The sequence below is a fragment of the Vibrio sp. D401a genome (assembly GCF_030248515.1).
Classification (GTDB): domain Bacteria; phylum Pseudomonadota; class Gammaproteobacteria; order Enterobacterales; family Vibrionaceae; genus Vibrio; species Vibrio rotiferianus.
This window is the reverse complement of record NZ_JAHGAI010000022.1, coordinates 215,629-233,039: the sequence shown is the minus strand read 5'-3', so window position 1 is coordinate 233,039 and position 17,411 is coordinate 215,629. Positions and strand designations below refer to the sequence as shown.

Below are 17,411 nucleotides of genomic sequence, written 5' to 3'. Positions count from 1 at the left end.
TTGGCTCCTTATTTTTTATTACCGACTTAGGCACACAGATTGAAATGAGCAACCAGTCTTCAGAAGGCTTTCAACGCTGCTTTGTATTGCACCGACGCCCTTATAGTGAATCGAGCTTAATTCTTGATGTATTCAGCGAGGAATATGGCCGTATCACATTGATGGCGAAAGGCGCACGCAGCAAACGCTCCAATCTTAAAGGGGCATTACAGCCCTTCACACCACTATTGCTGAAATGGTCCGGCAAAGGTTCAATGAAAACCTTACGTCAGGCTGAGCCAATCAGTTTGGGTTTGCCGTTGTTTGGGATAAACCTTTACTCCGCAATGTACGTAAATGAATTAGTCGGGCGCGTGTTAATGGCGGAAGTGCCGATGCCTGCGCTGTTTCATGATTACCTGCATGCACTAACGGAATTGGCTCAGAGTGATAACCCTGAACCGGGCTTGCGTCGTTTTGAACTGGCTCTGCTGTCTTCAATGGGCTATGGCGTTGATTTCTTGCATTGTGCCGGGACGGGTGAGCCTGTCGATCCTGAGATGACTTACCGTTATCGTGAACAAAAGGGATTCATAGCTTCAGTAAGGCGCGACAATCTGACATTTTTAGGTAATGAATTGATTGCGATTAGTGAACGGCGATTCGTCACTAAAGAGCAATTAAAAGCGGCGAAACGCTTTACACGTATGGCATTAAAGCCGTATCTTGGCGGCAAACCTTTAAAAAGTCGCGAATTATTTATTCAGACATATCGAGCACGGAGTAACGGAAAATGAGCTCAATCTACTTAGGCGTTAATATCGACCATATTGCCACTCTACGTAATGCACGTGGTACTAAATACCCAGATCCAGTTCATGCTGCTGAGATCGCAGAGCGTGCCGGTGCTGACGGTATTACCATCCACCTACGTGAAGACCGTCGCCACATTCTAGATCGTGACGTACGTATCCTACGTGAAACCATTCAAACTCGTATGAACCTTGAAATGGCGGTAACGGACGAGATGGTTGAGATTGCGCTACAAACTAAGCCTGAGTTCGTTTGTCTGGTTCCTGAAAAACGTGAAGAGTTGACAACAGAAGGTGGTCTGGATGTTGTCGGTCAACTTGAGAAAGTGAAAGCGGCAACGCAAAAGCTAACTGAAGCGGGCATTAAAGTCTCTCTATTCATCGATGCTGACCGTCAACAGATCGATGCGGCAAAAGCTTGTGGCGCACCTTACATTGAGCTTCACACAGGTCACTACGCAGATGCGACAACAGAAGAAGATCAGCAAGATGAACTGAAGAAGATTGCAGCAGGCGCAAGCTACGCAGATGACCTAGGTATCATCGTAAACGCAGGTCACGGTCTGACTTACCACAACGTTGCACCAATCGCGGCACTGCCAGAAATCTACGAGCTGAACATCGGTCACTCGATCATTGGTCGTGCGGTTTTCGATGGTCTAGAAAAATCTGTGGCAGAAATGAAAGCCATCATGGTTGCGGCTCGTAAGTAATCAGATTTAATCATGGCAATTTTAGGATTAGGCACTGACATCGCAGAGATTGAGCGCATTGAAAAAGCGCTCGGTCGAACAGGTGAACCATTCGCAAAGCGCATTTTGTCGCATGATGAAATGATAAAGTTTGCTGAATTGAAGCAAAAAGGGCGTTACCTTGCGAAGCGTTTCGCAGTAAAAGAGGCGGCCTCAAAAGCGTTAGGAACAGGTATTGCGAAGGGCGTAACTTTCCATGACTTTACGGTTTCTAATGATGAGTTTGGAAAGCCAGTACTGACCTTATCCGGTGTGGCGAAGCAAATCGCTGAGTCGATGGGCGTCAATCATGTTCATCTGTCGATTTCGGATGAACGTCATTACGCCGTTGCGACGGTGATTTTTGAATCCTAACTTAGCCTGATTACGGATTAATAACCGAATACGAAAAAGCCAGAGTCGATGCTCTGGCTTTTTTATTGATGCGATTTCGAATTAGGTGCGCTTATGTCTACTGCTCGATATAAAGCTTTGCTGTCGTGGTGACTTTAATCATCTCATCTTGCAGTTCGAACATTTCCGGCTCGATGTCTTCGATACTCGCACCCGAGCGCAGGGCTTGTTCTAAGGTTGCACACAGTGACTTCAACCTCGGTACGCCGCAGTAAGAGCTGCTACCATGAAGTTTATGCACCACATGAATAAGATCGTCACGCGAGAAATCTTCTTGCTCTATGGCTTGATCGACCACCTCTTCTACCTCAGGAATAAAGTCAATCAGCATGCGCAGCATGTCCTTGGCTAAGTCTTCTTTATTCGCACTCTGTTTCAAGGCAGCTTGCCAATCGATAATGACATCTTGTTGTGGCTTTTCTGGCACTGATGGCGGAGCTTCCACAACTGGTTCGACATAAGAAGGCGCGATTTTGTCGACACTCTCAGTACAGGTATTTGGGTTCCAGTGGACTAAAACCTGTTGCAGCACGTGCTCTTCAATTGGTTTAGTCAGGTAATCATCCATACCCGCAGCCAGTAGTCGGTCACGCTCGCCCGCCATGGCATGCGCAGTGACTGCAATCACAGGGGTGTCTTTGTTCAGCTCAAGCTCTTTAATGTGCTGACAAGCGGTCACACCGTCCATCAATGGCATTTGAATGTCCATGAAGATCAGATCGTATTTCTTCTCAGTTGCGAGATTCACCGCTTGCTGACCATTGCTGCACGCCGTTACTGTTTCTACACGCTCTTTCAGTAGCGCAGAGATCAGCTTCAAGTTAGCTGGGTTGTCGTCGACCGCAAGTACAGTCAATGGTAGACGTTCATTCTCGACGGGTTCAATTGGTGCAATCACCGCTTGAGGCGTTTCGACATGGTCAGTGATCAGGCTTTGCAGAAGCTTACGACGTGATAATGGCTTGGTCAGACATTGGATCTGATGATCGTTCATTACTTGATCTGCCAGTGCCAACTCAGTACTTGGAGTACCCATGATCACACTCGGAGCCATGCGTTTTGCTTGCTCAATCCATGTCGCAACGGATTGTTCGTCATAGGTTTGGTTCGCAGCTAGGTTCAACAAGACGTAATCGTAGTTTTCGTCGTTCTCTGGCAATGAAGAGCGGTAGGTCACCAGAATGCCTTCTTGGCTTAGGATCTGCTGAGTCACTGATGCCGCTTGCATGTTTGGCTCAACCAACAGCAATTGCTTACCTGTCAGCAGTTCGACTTCAATTAGATCGCTCATTGGCATTTCTGTTGAGCTCAGACGCAGCGTAAACCAGAAAGTCGAACCTTGGTGTAGGCGACTGGTTAAGCTGATTTCACCGCCCATTTGGCTCACCAGTTTCTGAGTGATAACCAGACCAAGACCAGTACCGCCGTAGCGACGTGAAATGCTCGCATCTGCTTGGCTAAACGCTTGGAACAACTGCGCTTGCTGGCGCTCGGAGATACCAATACCAGTATCGCGCACCATGAATTGCAGCTCGACCGAATCACCAGATTGTGAGCGCATCTCCACACTGATGTCGATGTTACCCCGCTCAGTAAACTTGATGGAGTTACCAACCAAGTTAGTGAGGATTTGTTGGATACGAAGTGGGTCACCTACCAAGCCTTGTGGGATCTTCGGATCCACTTTCAAGGTTATTTCCAATCCTTTCTCGTGCGCGCTGGTGGCTTGTAGATTGATTACTTCTTCTAAGCTCTCACGGAACTCAAACGGAATGTTTTCTAGCGCTAGCTTACCGGCTTCCAGTTTCGAGAAGTCGAGGATGTCGTTAATGATGTTAAGTAGGTTGTTCGCCGACTTCTCAATCGTCTGCAAGTAATCCGTTTGGCTGTTTGATAGCTGTGTCTTCAGCATCTGGCGGGTAAAGCCAATCACACCATTAAGTGGAGTACGAAGCTCGTGAGACATGTTCGCTAAGAATTCGGATTTCACGCGTGCCGCTTCTTGCGCACGTTTCTTCGCGATATCCAACTCCACGTTCTGGATCTCTAACTGCTCAAGAGTTTCACGCAAGTCTGATGTCGCTTGGTCTATACTGTGCTGCATCTCAACGTGATATTCCGACAGCGAGACCGCCATGGCGTTGATACCGTTTTTAAGTTGGTCTAACTCACCGTGCATTTTTCCTTCGATACGAACATCAAGGTGACCACGGCGAATGCGGTCCACAACGTTTTTCATGTGGGTGATCGGCTGGGTTACATCATGCATGAGGCGAGAGGCAAACACACTCGCGAGACCAAGGCCGAGAATCAATACCAAGAACGCAGAGAACACCTCTTGGTATTGCTGCAAGCGAAGGGACGAAAGATCCATTTCCACCGCGATGTAGCCAATGGCTTTGGTGCCTTGGTTCTCATTGGAGAATTCTGATAGGTAATGACCTTCAGATAGAATAGGAACACGTAAGATGAGAGAGTTCTCAAACAGTTCCGAGTCGCCTAACTGAGGGATCGGCTTGTCTTTTGGAAACATCAGAGCTTCAAAATTGGGGTGGAAGTTAGAAGTAACAAAAAGCTCATGATTTTCATCGAACACCGCGATACTGCGAACGAGTTTAGAATTTTTGCGGTGAGCGTAACTGATAAGGCGACGAACTGCTTCGCGACTTTCGGAAAGTAGGTGAGTTTCACTGGCAATGGCAAGCGGTTCGATAATGCTATTACCTGTGGTGATAACTTGTTTCTCGAGGTCTTGGTAGCGATTAAATGAGAAAAAACCGCTCAGTAATAAACCAATAATGAGAGTGGGAGCGAGAGTTAGTGTAATTACACGTGCTCGTAAGCCATATCTGGTCATGTTATCTAATTACATCGGAGTCTGGATATGGGAAAATAACGCATTATTCCTCAAGCGCACGATAAAGCCTTGAGCAAAGAAGTGACGTCACCGGATAAACGGTAAGCATAATCAAGTCACTCGAATCACACAATGGCTGCAATCTAGAATAGTGAAGCAGTAGAGCAATTAGACACAAATCAGGCACAGAGCATGGCACGTATCTTTCAACCTAAAAAGAAAACGCAACTGAATACCCGTCACCAAGCGGTGCAAGTAGAGCGTTTGGATCACCACGGCGCAGGCATTGCTTACCTTAAGAAGAAACCATTGTTTATTGATGGTGCGTTACCGGGTGAGGAAGTGGTAACTCAATTGGTGGAAGAAAAGAGCAAATTCGCTCGCGGTAAGTTGATTAAAATCCTTAAACCGAGTGAAGCTCGCGTGGAGCCATTTTGTCCCCATTACCATGAATGTGGTGGCTGTGATTTGCAGCATTTGAACTATGACCAACAATTGACGCACAAGCAGCATACGCTTCGTCAGTTGATGAGAAAATTTGCCGGCAGTGATATCGAGTTAGATGCGCCTGTATTGGGTGACTCTCTTGGCTACCGTCGCCGTGCTCGTGTGAGTCTATTTGTAGATAAAAAGACTCGTCAGCTGCACTTTGGTTTCCGCAAGAAGCAAAGCAAGCAAATCGCGCAAGTAACGGACTGTCCGGTTCTAGCGCCTGAGTTGAATGTGCTGTTGCCAGAAATCTACTCGACGCTAAAAGCGTTTAAGAAGCCAGAACAACTTGGCCATGTAGAACTGGTGCTAGGTGACAATGGTCCATGCATTACATTGCGTCACTTAAGTAAATTAACAGATGAAGAAACCAACTCGTTGGTGGAATTGGCGAAGCGTCATCATGCATCGCTTTACCTGATGCCTGAAACGGACCAGCTGGATTTAATTGAAGGTGAGGTACCTTTTTACCAAGAAGCCGGTGTCACTGTGCCATTTACGCCCAATAACTTTATCCAAGTGAACCAAGCGGTAAACCAGAAAATGGTCGCTCAGGCAGTGGAGTGGTTAGACCCGCAAAGTGACGAGCGAGTGTTAGATTTGTTCTGTGGCCTAGGTAACTTCAGTTTACCAATCGCAAAACATGCAAAACACGTGGTTGGTGTAGAAGGCGTGGCAGAAATGGTGGAAAAGGCAGCAAGTAATGCATCCTTGAACCAAATCAATAACGCACAATTTTATCACGCTAACCTTGAGCAAGATTTTGAAGGCCAAGTTTGGGCTGCCGAACAATTCGACAAAGTGCTGCTCGATCCAGCACGTGCGGGCGCGAGTGGGATCATCGATCAAGTTTCAGCGCTTGGCGCACAGCGTGTAGTTTATGTTTCTTGTAATCCTGCTACCCTTGCAAGGGATAGCCAGAGCTTGCTTGAGCAAGGCTATCAACTAACCAAATTAGGTATGCTGGATATGTTCCCTCATACCAGTCATCTAGAATCGATGGCATTGTTTGAAAAGTCTTAGTTTTTAAGACTTTGGCTACTTACTTGTGGTGGGTGGTCAATAAGCCAGCGTTTAAAGCTTGGCACTAGAACTAACCTGGATAGTGTTAGTCAAACCACACAAATATAATAATTAGGATGATGAAATGGTTGCGGTAAGAAGCGCGCATTTAAACCAAGATGAACAGTTTGAACTCGAAAACTGGGTGGCTAGCCTAGGGCAAGAGAAGAACACAGCAAAACGCTTAATTGAAGTGTATCGTGATTGCCAATCCATTTTGGCGGATCACGAGCAGGCTGAGCTTTTGTTGTGGCGTGGTCGAGAAATGATAGAAATCTTGATCACTTTATCGATGGATAAAGCGACACTCGTCGCTGCGCAACTGTTTCCTCTGGTCTCAAGTGGTGCTTTTGATAGAGAAGCGCTAGAGGAAAAATACAGCAAAGAGATCATTAAGCTGATTGATGGCGTAGAAGAAATGGCAGCCATCGGACAGCTAAATGTCACAATGGAAGGCGGAGCAGCGTCCTCTCAAGTGGATAACGTTCGCCGCATGTTGCTAGCGATGGTGGATGACTTCCGCTGTGTGATCATCAAATTGGCAGAACGCATCTGCAACCTGATTGAAGTAAAAAAAGCGCCAGACGAAATTCGTCGAGCAGCGGCAAAAGAGTGTGCAAACATTTATGCACCTCTGGCGAACCGCCTCGGTATTGGTCAGTTGAAGTGGGAAATTGAAGACTACGCCTTCCGCTATCAACAACCTGAAACCTACAAGCAAATTGCTAAACAGTTAGCTGAGCGTCGTATTGTTCGTGAGCAATACATCAAAGACTTTGTCGATGACTTAACCCAAGAAATGACGGTATGCGGGATCAATGCTGAAGTCAGTGGCCGTCCAAAGCATATCTACAGCATCTGGCGCAAAATGCAGAAGAAGAGCCTGGCGTTTGATGAATTGTTTGACGTACGTGCGGTACGTATCATCGCTGACAAACTTCAAGACTGTTATGCCGCGCTAGGTGTAGTTCACACCAAATACAAACACTTACCAAGCGAGTTCGACGATTACGTAGCAAACCCGAAACCAAACGGCTACCAGTCTATTCACACCGTGATTCTTGGCCCTGAAGGCAAGACGATCGAGATCCAGATTCGTACTAAAGAGATGCACGAAGACTCCGAGCTAGGTGTCGCAGCACACTGGAAGTACAAAGAGGGTGCAAGCAGCCGCAGTGGTTATGATGAGAAGATCACATGGTTGCGTAAGCTGCTCGATTGGCAAGAAGAGATGTCTGACTCTGGTGAAATGTTGGACGAGCTGCGTAGTCAGGTGTTTGATGATCGCGTGTATGCCTTTACCCCACGTGGTGACGTTGTCGACCTACCAATGGGCGCAACACCGCTCGATTTCGCTTACCACATTCACTCCGAAGTGGGGCACCGTTGTATCGGCGCTAAAGTAGCGGGTCGTATCGTACCGTTCACCCACAAGCTGCAGATGGGCGACCAAGTCGAAATCATCACTCAAAAAGAGCCAAACCCATCACGTGACTGGTTAAACCCATCTCTGGGCTTTGTAACATCCGGTCGAGCGCGTGCGAAGATTAACGCATGGTTCCGCAAGCAAAGTCGTGAGAAGAACTTAGAAGCAGGCCGTGAAATATTAGAGCATGAGCTGACTAAAATTGGCGCGACACTGAAAGACGCTGACAGTTACGCTCTGAAGCGTTTTAACGTAAATAGTGCCGATGAGTTATACGTTGGTATCGGTAGTGGTGATTTGCGTATTAACCAGATCATCAACCACATCAACGCGTTGGTGAATAAGCCAACCGCAGAAGAGGAAGATCAGCAAGCGCTAGAAAAACTGCAAGAAGCAGAAAGCAGAGCTCCAGCGCAAAGTCGTCCGAAGAAAGATGCGGTAGTGGTAGAAGGTGTCGATAACCTAATGACGCACCTAGCTCGCTGTTGTCAGCCAATACCAGGCGATGAGATCTCAGGCTACATCACCCAAGGCCGCGGTATCTCGGTTCACCGCAGTGACTGTGAACAGCTAGAAGAGCTTCGTCATCACGCACCAGAACGTATCATCGATACGGTTTGGGGCAGTGGTTTTGTCGGTTCTTACATCTTAACCGTTCGCGTCGAAGCAATGGAACGAGGTGGCCTACTCAAAGACATCACTACCTTATTTGCGAACGAGAAAATAAAAGTTACCAGCATGAAGAGCCGTGTCGATTACCGCACGCAAATGTCGATTATGGACTTTGACCTTGAAGTGACCAACCTCGAAGTGTTCTCGCGCGTTTCGAAACGTGTTGAGCAGATCAAGGATGTAATGTCGGTGAAACGCTTAGGCTAACTTTCACGTCGTACTTGTCACTTTTACTGCGTTAACTGCGTTTTCTTGCTCCATCACATAGGCGAGCTATGTTCAGGAGTCGCGAAAACTGGTTGCCTTGTCAAAGTAACAATTACTTAGTGAAAGCTGCTGATAAAATATAATGTAGAAGGTGAGTGGTTTTGGCCGCTCACCTTTTTCTTTAGATAGAAAGGTTTACAGGAACAGGAAATGAGTCATCCAATTGAACAGTTAGAACAAATCATGGCGAAGCTGCGTGACCCAGAAAGCGGTTGCCCTTGGGACTTAAAGCAGACCTTCGACACCATTGTTCCGCACACCATTGAAGAAACCTATGAAGTGGTGGATGCGATTCAAAACCGCGATTGGCCGAACTTGCAAGAAGAGTTGGGTGACTTATTGTTTCAAGTGATTTTCTACAGCCAAATGGCGAAAGAGCAGGGACTGTTTGATTTTTCTGACGTGGTCGAAACGGTTAACGAAAAGCTGACTCGTCGTCATCCGCATGTTTTTTCTGACGTAGAGTTCGAATCGGATGATGAAATTAACGCAAACTGGGAAGCGGAAAAAGCCAAAGAGAAAGCTCAAGTAGGCAAAGCTGAAGAAAGTATTCTAGACTCAATACCAAACTCTCTACCCGCACTTTCGCGTGCCACAAAGATCCAGAAAAAGTGCGCCAAATATGGTTTTGATTGGGACTCGCTTGGTCCGGTTGTTGGAAAAGTGCAGGAAGAAATTGAAGAGGTGATGGAAGAAGCGCTTCAAATTAATCCGGATGAGGAAAAGGTTGAGCTTGAATTAGGCGATCTTTTATTTGCAACTGTGAACCTGTCGCGTCACTTAGGGAAAGACCCAGAAGTGGCACTGGCAAAGGCTAACTTAAAGTTCTCGAAACGCTTTAAAGGCGTGGAAACTAAAGTTGCAGCGCATGGTAAGCAGCTCACAGACTTTACGCTAGATGAGCTTGATTCTATGTGGGATGAAGTGAAGCTAGATGAACAAAGATGAAAATACATGAATACGCGACTTTGATTTGAAGCAAAAAATAAAAAATTGCAGTGTGATAGATTTCACGTTGTGGCGTTAAGGAGCTTCTGGTATATTTACGTCCCGTCCAGAAGCACTCCATTTCCCTCATTCAACCAATTTCAGGTTAAACATGACGACAAATTACATTTTTGTTACTGGCGGGGTTGTATCCTCTCTAGGTAAAGGTATTGCAGCAGCATCTCTTGCAGCTATTCTAGAAGCTCGTGGTCTTAAAGTGACTATGATGAAGCTTGACCCTTACATCAACGTTGATCCAGGCACAATGAGCCCAACTCAACACGGTGAAGTGTTCGTTACGGAAGATGGCGCAGAGACTGACCTTGACCTTGGTCACTACGAGCGTTTCATTCGTACCAAGATGACGAAGCGCAACAACTTCACTGCTGGTCGTGTTTACGCTGACGTTCTACGTAAAGAGCGTCGTGGCGATTACCTAGGTGCAACTATTCAGGTTATCCCTCACATCACTAACGCTATTAAAGACCGCGTAATCGCAGGTTCTGAAGGCCATGATGTTGCTATCGTTGAAGTCGGTGGCACAGTAGGTGATATCGAATCACTGCCATTTATGGAAGCGATTCGTCAGCTTGCAGTAGAACTAGGCCGTGAACGTGCAATGTTCATGCACCTAACTCTAGTTCCTTACCTAGCAGCTGCGGGCGAAGTGAAAACTAAGCCAACTCAGCACTCTGTTAAAGAGCTACTATCTATCGGTATCCAACCAGATATTCTTGTTTGCCGCTCTGATCGTATGATCCCAGCGAACGAGCGTAAGAAGATTGCGCTATTCTGTAACGTTCCTGAGAAAGCGGTAATCTCAATGAAGGACGTAGATTCAATCTACAAGATCCCTCAACTTGTTAAGTCTCAAGGTCTAGATGACCTAGTTTGTGCTCGCTTTGGTATCAACGCACCAGAAGCTGATCTGTCTGAATGGGAACAGGTTATCTACGAAGAAGCGAACCCAACTGGTGAAGTAACTATCGGTATGGTCGGTAAATACATCGAACTACCAGACGCTTACAAGTCAGTAAACGAAGCACTTAAACACGCAGGCTTGAAAAACCGTCTAAACGTCACAATTAAATACGTAGACTCTCAAGATGTTGAGACGAAAGGCGTAGAAGTACTTGAAGGTCTAGATGCAATCCTAGTACCTGGCGGCTTCGGTGACCGTGGTATCGAAGGTAAGATTCGCGCAGCACAATACGCTCGTGAAAACAAAGTACCTTACCTAGGTATCTGTCTAGGCATGCAAGTAGCACTGATCGAATACGCGCGCAACGTAGCGGGTATGGAAGGTGCACATTCAACAGAATTTAACAAAGACACTAAGTACCCTGTGGTAGGTTTGATCACTGAATGGGTAGACGGCGAAGGTAAAGTTGAAGAACGTACTGAAACGTCTGACCTAGGTGGTACGATGCGTCTTGGTTCACAGCTATGTCACCTAGAGAAAGGGACTAAAGCTCGTGAACTATACGGTAGCGCGACTGTTCATGAACGTCACCGTCACCGTTACGAAGTAAACAACGTTCTTCGTCCGCAAATCGAAAAAGCAGGTCTGAAAGTATCTGGCCTATCAGCGGACAAGAAACTAGTGGAAATGATTGAGAACCCAGCTCACCCATGGTTTGTAGCGGCTCAATTCCACCCAGAATTCACCTCGACGCCTCGCGATGGTCACCCACTATTCGCAGGTTTCGTGAAAGCTGCAGGTCAAAACGCTCGCGGCGAATTCGAGAAGTAAAAGGATACGGGCAGCGGCGAAGGTTGTGCTGCTGCCCTTTAAAATTGACATTTATATTTGAAACGAGAGGAAACATTAATGTCTAAGATCGTTAAAGTTCTAGGTCGTGAAATCATCGACTCACGTGGTAACCCAACTGTAGAAGCTGAAGTACACCTAGAAGGCGGTTTCGTAGGTATGGCAGCAGCTCCATCTGGCGCATCTACTGGTTCTCGCGAAGCTCTTGAGCTACGTGACGGTGACAAAGCACGTTTCCTAGGTAAAGGTGTTCTTAAAGCTGTTGAAGCTGTAAACGGCGCAATCGCTGAAGCTCTAGTTGGCAAAGACGCTAAAGACCAAGCTGCAATCGACGCAGTAATGATCGAACTAGACGGCACTGAAAACAAATCTAAGTTCGGTGCGAACGCTATCCTAGCTGTTTCTCTAGCAAACGCTAAAGCTGCAGCAGCAGCTAAAGGCATGCCTCTATACGAGCACATCGCTGAGCTAAACGGTACAGCTGGTCAATTCTCTATGCCTCTACCAATGATGAACATCATCAACGGTGGTGAGCACGCAGACAACAACGTTGACATCCAAGAGTTCATGATCCAACCAGTTGGTGCTAAGACTCTTAAAGAAGGTCTACGTATCGGTGCTGAAGTATTCCACAACCTAGCTAAAGTTCTTAAGTCTAAAGGCTACAGCACTGCAGTTGGTGACGAAGGTGGTTTCGCTCCTAACCTTAAGTCTAACGCTGAAGCTCTAGAAGTTATCGCAGAAGCTGTTGCAGCTGCTGGTTACGAACTAGGTAAAGACGTTACTCTAGCTATGGACTGTGCTGCATCTGAGTTCTTCGACAAAGAAGCTGGCATCTACAACATGAAAGGCGAAGGTAAAACTTTCACTTCTGAAGAGTTTAACCACTACCTAGCTGAGCTAGCTAACCAATTCCCAATCGTTTCTATCGAAGACGGTCTAGACGAGTCTGATTGGGCTGGCTTCAAGCACCAAACTGAACTACTAGGTGACAAGCTTCAACTAGTAGGTGACGACCTATTCGTTACTAACACTAAGATCCTTGCTGAAGGTATCGAGAAAGGCGTAGCTAACTCTATCCTTATCAAGTTCAACCAAATCGGTTCTCTAACAGAGACTCTAGCTGCAATCAAGATGGCTAAAGACGCAGGTTACACAGCAGTAATCTCTCACCGTTCTGGCGAAACTGAAGATGCAACTATCGCTGACCTAGCGGTAGGTACAGCTGCAGGTCAAATCAAGACTGGTTCTATGAGCCGTTCTGACCGTGTTGCTAAGTACAACCAACTTATCCGTATCGAGGAAGCTCTAGGTGAGCGCGCTCCTTTCAACGGTCTTAAAGAAGTTAAAGGTCAAGCTTAACTCTTAACTGAATTAACCGCTTAACTTAAAGCTTTTAAAAACGCCTCGCGCTTGCGGGGCGTTTTTTATATAACGGAAGCTCTAGGTGAGCGCGCTCCTCCATGTTTCAAGGAAGCGGTCTTAAAGAAGTTAAAGGTCAAGCTTAATTCTTAACTGAATTAACCGCTTAACTTAAAGCTTTTGAAAACGCCTCGCACTTGCGGGGCGTTTTTTATATAACGGAAGCTCAAGGTGAGCGCGCTCCTCCATGTTTCAAGGAAGCGGTCTTAAAGAAGTTAAAGGTCAGGCTTAATTTTTAACTGAGTTAACAGCTTAACTTAAAGCTTTTAAAAATGCCTCGCGCTTGCGGGGCGTTTTTGTATCTGACATATGGGAACGCTTTGCTTCGAGAAGTGGGAGTGGAGGTTACTTTCGCCAACACTTACTTGTCATTTTTTAGAACTGCGAAGGAGAGAGTGGGAAATCTCTTTGTTTCATTTTGCTGCTTTTTTCCTGTAAGGAGCGTGTGAGTCTCTTTTTCTGCCCTAGAGCCAATCACGCATTTATGCTATATATGTCACCTTATCTAATCCCTTCCGGTACAGAATGTTAGCAACGATATGCGAATCTTTGTTATAGCCCTTACGTTACTGTTTGGCTGGCTTCAATATACCCTCTGGTTTGGCAAAAACGGGGTGTCTGACTACTACACAGTAGAAGATGAAATTGAAGTGCAGCAGCAAGTAAACAGCAAGCTGCAAGCTCGTAATAACGAGATGTTCGCTGAGATTGATGACTTACGACAAGGTCTTGATGCAATCGAAGAACGTGCACGTCATGAACTTGGTTTGGTTAAAGATGGCGAAACCTTCTACCGAATTGTCGATGAGGAAGAGCATTAATATGTTGGATACTAATACTCCAACCCATATTGCTATTGTGCCTGCCGCAGGTGTTGGCAGCCGCATGAAAGCAGATCGTCCAAAACAATATTTGTTGATTGACGGTAAAGCGGTACTGGAACATACAGTAGAGAAACTGCTTTCTCATCCAAAAATTTCTAAGGTTGTCGTGGCTATTACCGACGGCGACCCATACTACCCTGAATTGTCTATTGCTCAGCACCCTGATGTGATTCGTGTGGCTGGTGGCAAAGAAAGGGCAGACTCTGTGTTATCAGGGCTAAACTATGTAAGTACACATCTGGAGAGCGAGTGGGTCTTGGTCCACGATGCTGCAAGACCGTGTGTATTAACATCCGACATTGACCGTTTGATTGATGTTTGTAGCGCTCACCCAACGGGTGGCATCCTCGCCTCTCCAGTGAGAGACACAATGAAGCGAGCAAACACCGCACAAGACATTGATCATACGGTAGATAGAGAAGCATTGTGGCATGCACTGACTCCACAAATGTTTAAAACTCAGCAGCTTACCCAAGCGCTGGCTGACGCATTAGAACAAGGTGTCACCATTACTGATGAAGCTTCGGCTTTAGAGTGGTTAGGCGAAAAGCCGGCACTGGTTCAAGGGAATGCGAATAACATAAAAATTACTCAGCCAGAAGATCTTGCGCTAGCCGAGTTTTATCTCAGCCGTGAGCGCGGCGAATAAAGAAAGGATAGAAAATGATTCGAATTGGTCATGGTTTCGACGTACATAAATTCGGTGGTGAAGGTCCAGTAATCATTGGTGGTGTAGCGATCCCTTACGAACAAGGTTTGATTGCGCACTCTGATGGTGATGTGGCGCTGCATGCGTTAACGGATGCGCTGCTTGGCGCGATTGCTGCTGGCGACATTGGCCGTCACTTCCCAGACACGGATGACAAATGGAAAGGCGCAGATAGCCGTGAATTATTGAAAGACGTTTACCGTCGAGTCAAAGAACAAGGCTACCGTCTTGGTAATGCAGATGTCACTATCATGGCACAAGCGCCGAAGATGGCACCGCACATTGACGCAATGTGTGCAGCTATTGCCGAAGACCTCGAAACCGACATTAGCAACATTAACGTAAAAGCGACGACGACAGAACGTCTTGGTTTTACTGGACGCAAAGAAGGCATTGCAACGGAAGCAGTTGTACTTCTGTTTAAGCAATAATCAGCAATTTGCTCCTCTAAGCTGTGATATCAGCGGAAATACATCATGTCAGACATTTTATCTTCATTGGCTTACCTAACAGGTAAGCCAGTTGCATCTGCAAAAATCAAAGCGCAACCTGAGCACTTTCAGGTTCGTGAAGATTTAGGTTTTGCCTTTACGGGTGAAGGCGAGCACTTAATGGTTCGTATCCGAAAGACAGGTGAGAACACCAGTTTTGTTGCTAACGAACTAGCAAAAGCCTGTGGTGTTAAGTCGAAAGACGTTAGCTGGGCGGGCCTTAAAGACCGTCATGCTGTGACCGAACAATGGCTAAGTGTGCATTTACCAAAAGGTGAAACGCCAGACTTTTCAGCATTTTTGGCGCAATACCCAAGCATCGAAATCCTTGCAACGGATCGTCACAATAAAAAACTTCGTCCGGGTGACCTAGTAGGGAACGAGTTCGTGGTTACTTTGTCTGAAGTGACAGATGTGACGGATGTTGAGCTACGCCTTGAAAAAGTGAAGCAAGTGGGCGTGCCAAACTACTTTGGTAGTCAGCGTTTTGGTAACGATGGCAATAACCTAGAAGAAGCACGTCGATGGGGACGCGAGAACGTTCGTACCCGCAATCAAAACAAGCGCAGCATGTACTTGTCTGCGGCTCGTTCTTGGATCTTCAACCGTATCGTTTCAGCTCGATTAGAGAAAGGCGTGTTTGATAAGTTCATCGACGGTGATGTTGCGCAGACAAGTTCTGGCACTCAGTTGGTTGATGCAAGCAACATCGCAGATCTACAAGCGCAATTTGCTGAAGGTGAAGTGGCAATTACCGCAGCCCTAGCGGGTGATAATGCGCTGCCGACTCAAGCGGATGCCCTTACTTTAGAGCAACCGTTCTTAGATGAAGAGCCAGACTTGATGGCTTTGATTCGTGGTAACCGTATGCGCCATGACCGTCGTGATATTGCACTTAAACCACAAGACTTAGCTTGGACGGTCGATGGCAACAACATCACATTAATGTTCTCGCTAGATGCGGGTTCTTTTGCGACTTCAATCGTGCGTGAGTTGGTCATCGAAGAAAAGGTAGAAAGAGAATACTAATGGAAATGGATTCACACAACGCGAAGCCATTAAGAATACTGCTCAGTAATGATGACGGTGTTCATGCGCAGGGAATTCACGCGCTTGCTGATGAGCTAAGAAGCATTGCTGAAGTGACGATTGTAGCACCAGACCGAAACCGTTCTGGTGCGTCTAACTCACTGACGCTAGAGCAACCACTACGAGTGACCGAGATTTCGCCGAAGACTTTCTCTGTGCAAGGTACTCCAACAGACTGTGTGCACTTCGCGCTGAATGAGTTGATGAAAGATGACTTGCCAGATCTTGTGTTGTCAGGCATCAATCACGGAGCAAACCTAGGCGATGATGTGCTGTACTCCGGTACGGTGGCCGCAGCGATGGAAGGACATTTTCTTGGCGTGCAGGCGATTGCTTTTTCTCTAGTCGGTAAACAACATTTTGAATCGGCAGCTAAAATTGCTCGCCAGTTGGTTGAGCAGCATCTGATTCGCCCAATCCCAACCAATCGTCTATTGAATGTAAACGTACCTGATCTTCCGTTTGAAGAGCTTGGTGAGATAGAAGTGACTCGCTTGGGTGCGCGTCATCACGCTGAGAATATGATTAAGCAGAAAGATCCGCGCGGACATGATATCTATTGGCTCGGTCCTCCGGGCAAAGAGCAAGATGCTGGCATCGGTACGGACTTTTTCGCGATTGAACATGGCTTTGTTTCAATCACACCACTGCAGGTCGATCTCACTGCTCACGAGTCGCTGCGCGCAATGGACAGTTGGTTAAAGGAAGAGAATTAATGACTAACCCACATGCTGACAGGTTGATAGCATTTCTTATCTCCAGTGGCATCAGTGATCAACGTGTGTTGGATGCGATTTATCGACTGCCGCGTGAGAGTTTTGTCTCACAAGCAATGATGCACCAAGCATACGACAACAATGCACTGCCGATTGGTCAGGGGCAAACCATTTCTCAGCCTTACATCGTGGCGAAAATGACAGAGTTGTTAGATTTAAAATCGGACAGTAATGTTTTAGAAATCGGCACGGGCTCGGGTTATCAAACGGCAGTTCTCGCTCAAATTGTGGATCATGTCTATTCCGTTGAGCGAATCAAATCTCTGCAATGGGACGCTAAGCGTCGCCTGAAGCAATTGGATATTTATAACGTCTCGACCAAACATGGCGATGGTTGGCTCGGATGGGAAACGAAAGGCCCGTTCGATGCGATTATCGTGACTGCAGCTGCGGAAAGTGTTCCCCAAGCGCTTTTATCCCAGTTGAAAGACGGCGGTAAGATGATCATTCCCGTTGGTGAAGAAGAGCAGCAGCTATTAAAAATTGAACGTCAGGGTGAACAATATCTGTCAACCGTGGTAGAAATGGTAAGGTTTGTGCCATTAGTTGCAGGTGATTTGGCTTAAAGGTTAA

The 17,411-nt window shown here is 46.6% G+C and carries 15 protein-coding genes; 14 read left to right on the top strand and 1 reads right to left on the bottom strand.

What is annotated here, in order from left to right; all coding sequences use genetic code 11:
* Nucleotides 1–44: 44 nt before the first annotated feature.
* The 3 genes from recO to acpS are packed head-to-tail and all read left to right on the top strand — an operon-like array spanning nucleotide 45 to nucleotide 1,897.
* Nucleotides 45–776: a DNA repair protein RecO gene (gene recO / locus KIV41_RS11160; protein ID WP_005426504.1), complete on the top strand. Its 732-nt coding sequence runs from the start codon at nucleotides 45–47 to the stop codon at nucleotides 774–776.
* The gene (gene pdxJ / locus KIV41_RS11155) at nucleotides 773–1,504 is read left to right on the top strand and encodes a pyridoxine 5'-phosphate synthase (protein ID WP_005426507.1); all 732 of its coding nucleotides are present in this window, start codon (nucleotides 773–775) and stop codon (nucleotides 1,502–1,504) included. The genes recO and pdxJ overlap by 4 nt, the downstream gene beginning before the upstream one ends.
* A 12-nt stretch (nucleotides 1,505–1,516) precedes the next feature.
* Nucleotides 1,517–1,897: a holo-ACP synthase gene (gene acpS, locus KIV41_RS11150; RefSeq protein WP_039987176.1), complete on the top strand. Its 381-nt coding sequence runs from the start codon at nucleotides 1,517–1,519 to the stop codon at nucleotides 1,895–1,897.
* A gap of 97 nt (nucleotides 1,898–1,994) precedes the next feature.
* On the opposite strand, the gene barA is transcribed toward acpS, so the two are convergent.
* Nucleotides 1,995–4,793 carry a two-component sensor histidine kinase BarA gene (gene barA / locus KIV41_RS11145; protein WP_285336394.1) on the bottom strand — a complete coding sequence of 933 codons (2,799 nt, stop codon included), beginning with the start codon at nucleotides 4,791–4,793 and terminating at the stop codon, nucleotides 1,995–1,997.
* A 192-nt stretch (nucleotides 4,794–4,985) separates the two neighbouring features.
* Between barA and rlmD the strand changes: the two genes are divergently transcribed.
* From rlmD to KIV41_RS11090, 11 genes are all read left to right on the top strand, one after another.
* Nucleotides 4,986–6,305 carry a 23S rRNA (uracil(1939)-C(5))-methyltransferase RlmD gene (gene rlmD / locus KIV41_RS11140; RefSeq protein WP_285336393.1) on the top strand — a complete coding sequence of 440 codons (1,320 nt, stop codon included), beginning with the start codon at nucleotides 4,986–4,988 and terminating at the stop codon, nucleotides 6,303–6,305.
* A 124-nt stretch (nucleotides 6,306–6,429) separates the two neighbouring features.
* A complete protein-coding gene (gene relA, locus KIV41_RS11135) occupies nucleotides 6,430–8,649 on the top strand; it encodes a GTP diphosphokinase (RefSeq protein WP_143692971.1) in 2,220 nt (739 codons plus the stop codon).
* A 210-nt stretch (nucleotides 8,650–8,859) separates the two neighbouring features.
* Nucleotides 8,860–9,657 (top strand): nucleoside triphosphate pyrophosphohydrolase, encoded by a 798-nt coding sequence (mazG, locus tag KIV41_RS11130; RefSeq protein ID WP_010450263.1) that lies wholly within the window; start codon nucleotides 8,860–8,862, stop codon nucleotides 9,655–9,657.
* 151 nt (nucleotides 9,658–9,808) lie between these two features.
* Entirely contained in the window at nucleotides 9,809–11,449 is a 1,641-nt protein-coding gene (locus KIV41_RS11125; protein WP_005449808.1) for a CTP synthase, read from the top strand.
* A 78-nt stretch (nucleotides 11,450–11,527) separates the two neighbouring features.
* Nucleotides 11,528–12,829 (top strand): phosphopyruvate hydratase, encoded by a 1,302-nt coding sequence (gene eno / locus KIV41_RS11120; RefSeq protein ID WP_005425372.1) that lies wholly within the window; start codon nucleotides 11,528–11,530, stop codon nucleotides 12,827–12,829.
* Between the two features lie 599 nt (nucleotides 12,830–13,428).
* Nucleotides 13,429–13,710 carry a cell division protein FtsB gene (ftsB, locus tag KIV41_RS11115; RefSeq protein ID WP_005452106.1) on the top strand — a complete coding sequence of 94 codons (282 nt, stop codon included), beginning with the start codon at nucleotides 13,429–13,431 and terminating at the stop codon, nucleotides 13,708–13,710.
* A 1-nt stretch (nucleotide 13,711) separates the two neighbouring features.
* On the top strand, nucleotides 13,712–14,422 hold the full coding sequence (gene ispD, locus KIV41_RS11110) for a 2-C-methyl-D-erythritol 4-phosphate cytidylyltransferase (RefSeq protein WP_071235293.1): 711 nt from the start codon (nucleotides 13,712–13,714) through the stop codon (nucleotides 14,420–14,422).
* Nucleotides 14,423–14,436: 14 nt separating this feature from the next.
* Nucleotides 14,437–14,913, top strand: a complete 477-nt coding sequence (ispF, locus tag KIV41_RS11105) for a 2-C-methyl-D-erythritol 2,4-cyclodiphosphate synthase (RefSeq protein WP_005425365.1) — start codon at nucleotides 14,437–14,439, stop codon at nucleotides 14,911–14,913.
* A gap of 45 nt (nucleotides 14,914–14,958) precedes the next feature.
* Nucleotides 14,959–16,002: a tRNA pseudouridine(13) synthase TruD gene (gene truD / locus KIV41_RS11100; RefSeq protein WP_285336388.1), complete on the top strand. Its 1,044-nt coding sequence runs from the start codon at nucleotides 14,959–14,961 to the stop codon at nucleotides 16,000–16,002.
* On the top strand, nucleotides 16,002–16,778 hold the full coding sequence (gene surE, locus KIV41_RS11095) for a 5'/3'-nucleotidase SurE (protein ID WP_285336387.1): 777 nt from the start codon (nucleotides 16,002–16,004) through the stop codon (nucleotides 16,776–16,778). Before truD ends, surE begins: the two co-directional genes overlap by 1 nt.
* Nucleotides 16,778–17,404, top strand: a complete 627-nt coding sequence (locus KIV41_RS11090; protein WP_010450248.1) for a protein-L-isoaspartate(D-aspartate) O-methyltransferase — start codon at nucleotides 16,778–16,780, stop codon at nucleotides 17,402–17,404. Before surE ends, KIV41_RS11090 begins: the two co-directional genes overlap by 1 nt.
* Nucleotides 17,405–17,411: the final 7 nt, after the last annotated feature.

What these genes read in the sequence shown, in the direction of transcription:
- recO (WP_005426504.1), top strand. Translation starts at nt 45, where the DNA reads ATGAGCAACCAGTCTTCAGAAGGCTTTCAACGCTGCTTTGTATTGCAC.
- ispD (WP_071235293.1), top strand. Translation starts at nt 13,712, where the DNA reads ATGTTGGATACTAATACTCCAACCCATATTGCTATTGTGCCTGCCGCA.
- acpS (WP_039987176.1), top strand. Translation starts at nt 1,517, where the DNA reads ATGGCAATTTTAGGATTAGGCACTGACATCGCAGAGATTGAGCGCATT.
- KIV41_RS11125 (WP_005449808.1), top strand. Translation starts at nt 9,809, where the DNA reads ATGACGACAAATTACATTTTTGTTACTGGCGGGGTTGTATCCTCTCTA.
- relA (WP_143692971.1), top strand. Translation starts at nt 6,430, where the DNA reads ATGGTTGCGGTAAGAAGCGCGCATTTAAACCAAGATGAACAGTTTGAA.
- barA (WP_285336394.1), bottom strand. Translation starts at nt 4,793, where the DNA reads ATGACCAGATATGGCTTACGAGCACGTGTAATTACACTAACTCTCGCT.
- pdxJ (WP_005426507.1), top strand. Translation starts at nt 773, where the DNA reads ATGAGCTCAATCTACTTAGGCGTTAATATCGACCATATTGCCACTCTA.
- truD (WP_285336388.1), top strand. Translation starts at nt 14,959, where the DNA reads ATGTCAGACATTTTATCTTCATTGGCTTACCTAACAGGTAAGCCAGTT.
- rlmD (WP_285336393.1), top strand. Translation starts at nt 4,986, where the DNA reads ATGGCACGTATCTTTCAACCTAAAAAGAAAACGCAACTGAATACCCGT.
- eno (WP_005425372.1), top strand. Translation starts at nt 11,528, where the DNA reads ATGTCTAAGATCGTTAAAGTTCTAGGTCGTGAAATCATCGACTCACGT.
- surE (WP_285336387.1), top strand. Translation starts at nt 16,002, where the DNA reads ATGGAAATGGATTCACACAACGCGAAGCCATTAAGAATACTGCTCAGT.
- ftsB (WP_005452106.1), top strand. Translation starts at nt 13,429, where the DNA reads ATGCGAATCTTTGTTATAGCCCTTACGTTACTGTTTGGCTGGCTTCAA.
- KIV41_RS11090 (WP_010450248.1), top strand. Translation starts at nt 16,778, where the DNA reads ATGACTAACCCACATGCTGACAGGTTGATAGCATTTCTTATCTCCAGT.
- ispF (WP_005425365.1), top strand. Translation starts at nt 14,437, where the DNA reads ATGATTCGAATTGGTCATGGTTTCGACGTACATAAATTCGGTGGTGAA.
- mazG (WP_010450263.1), top strand. Translation starts at nt 8,860, where the DNA reads ATGAGTCATCCAATTGAACAGTTAGAACAAATCATGGCGAAGCTGCGT.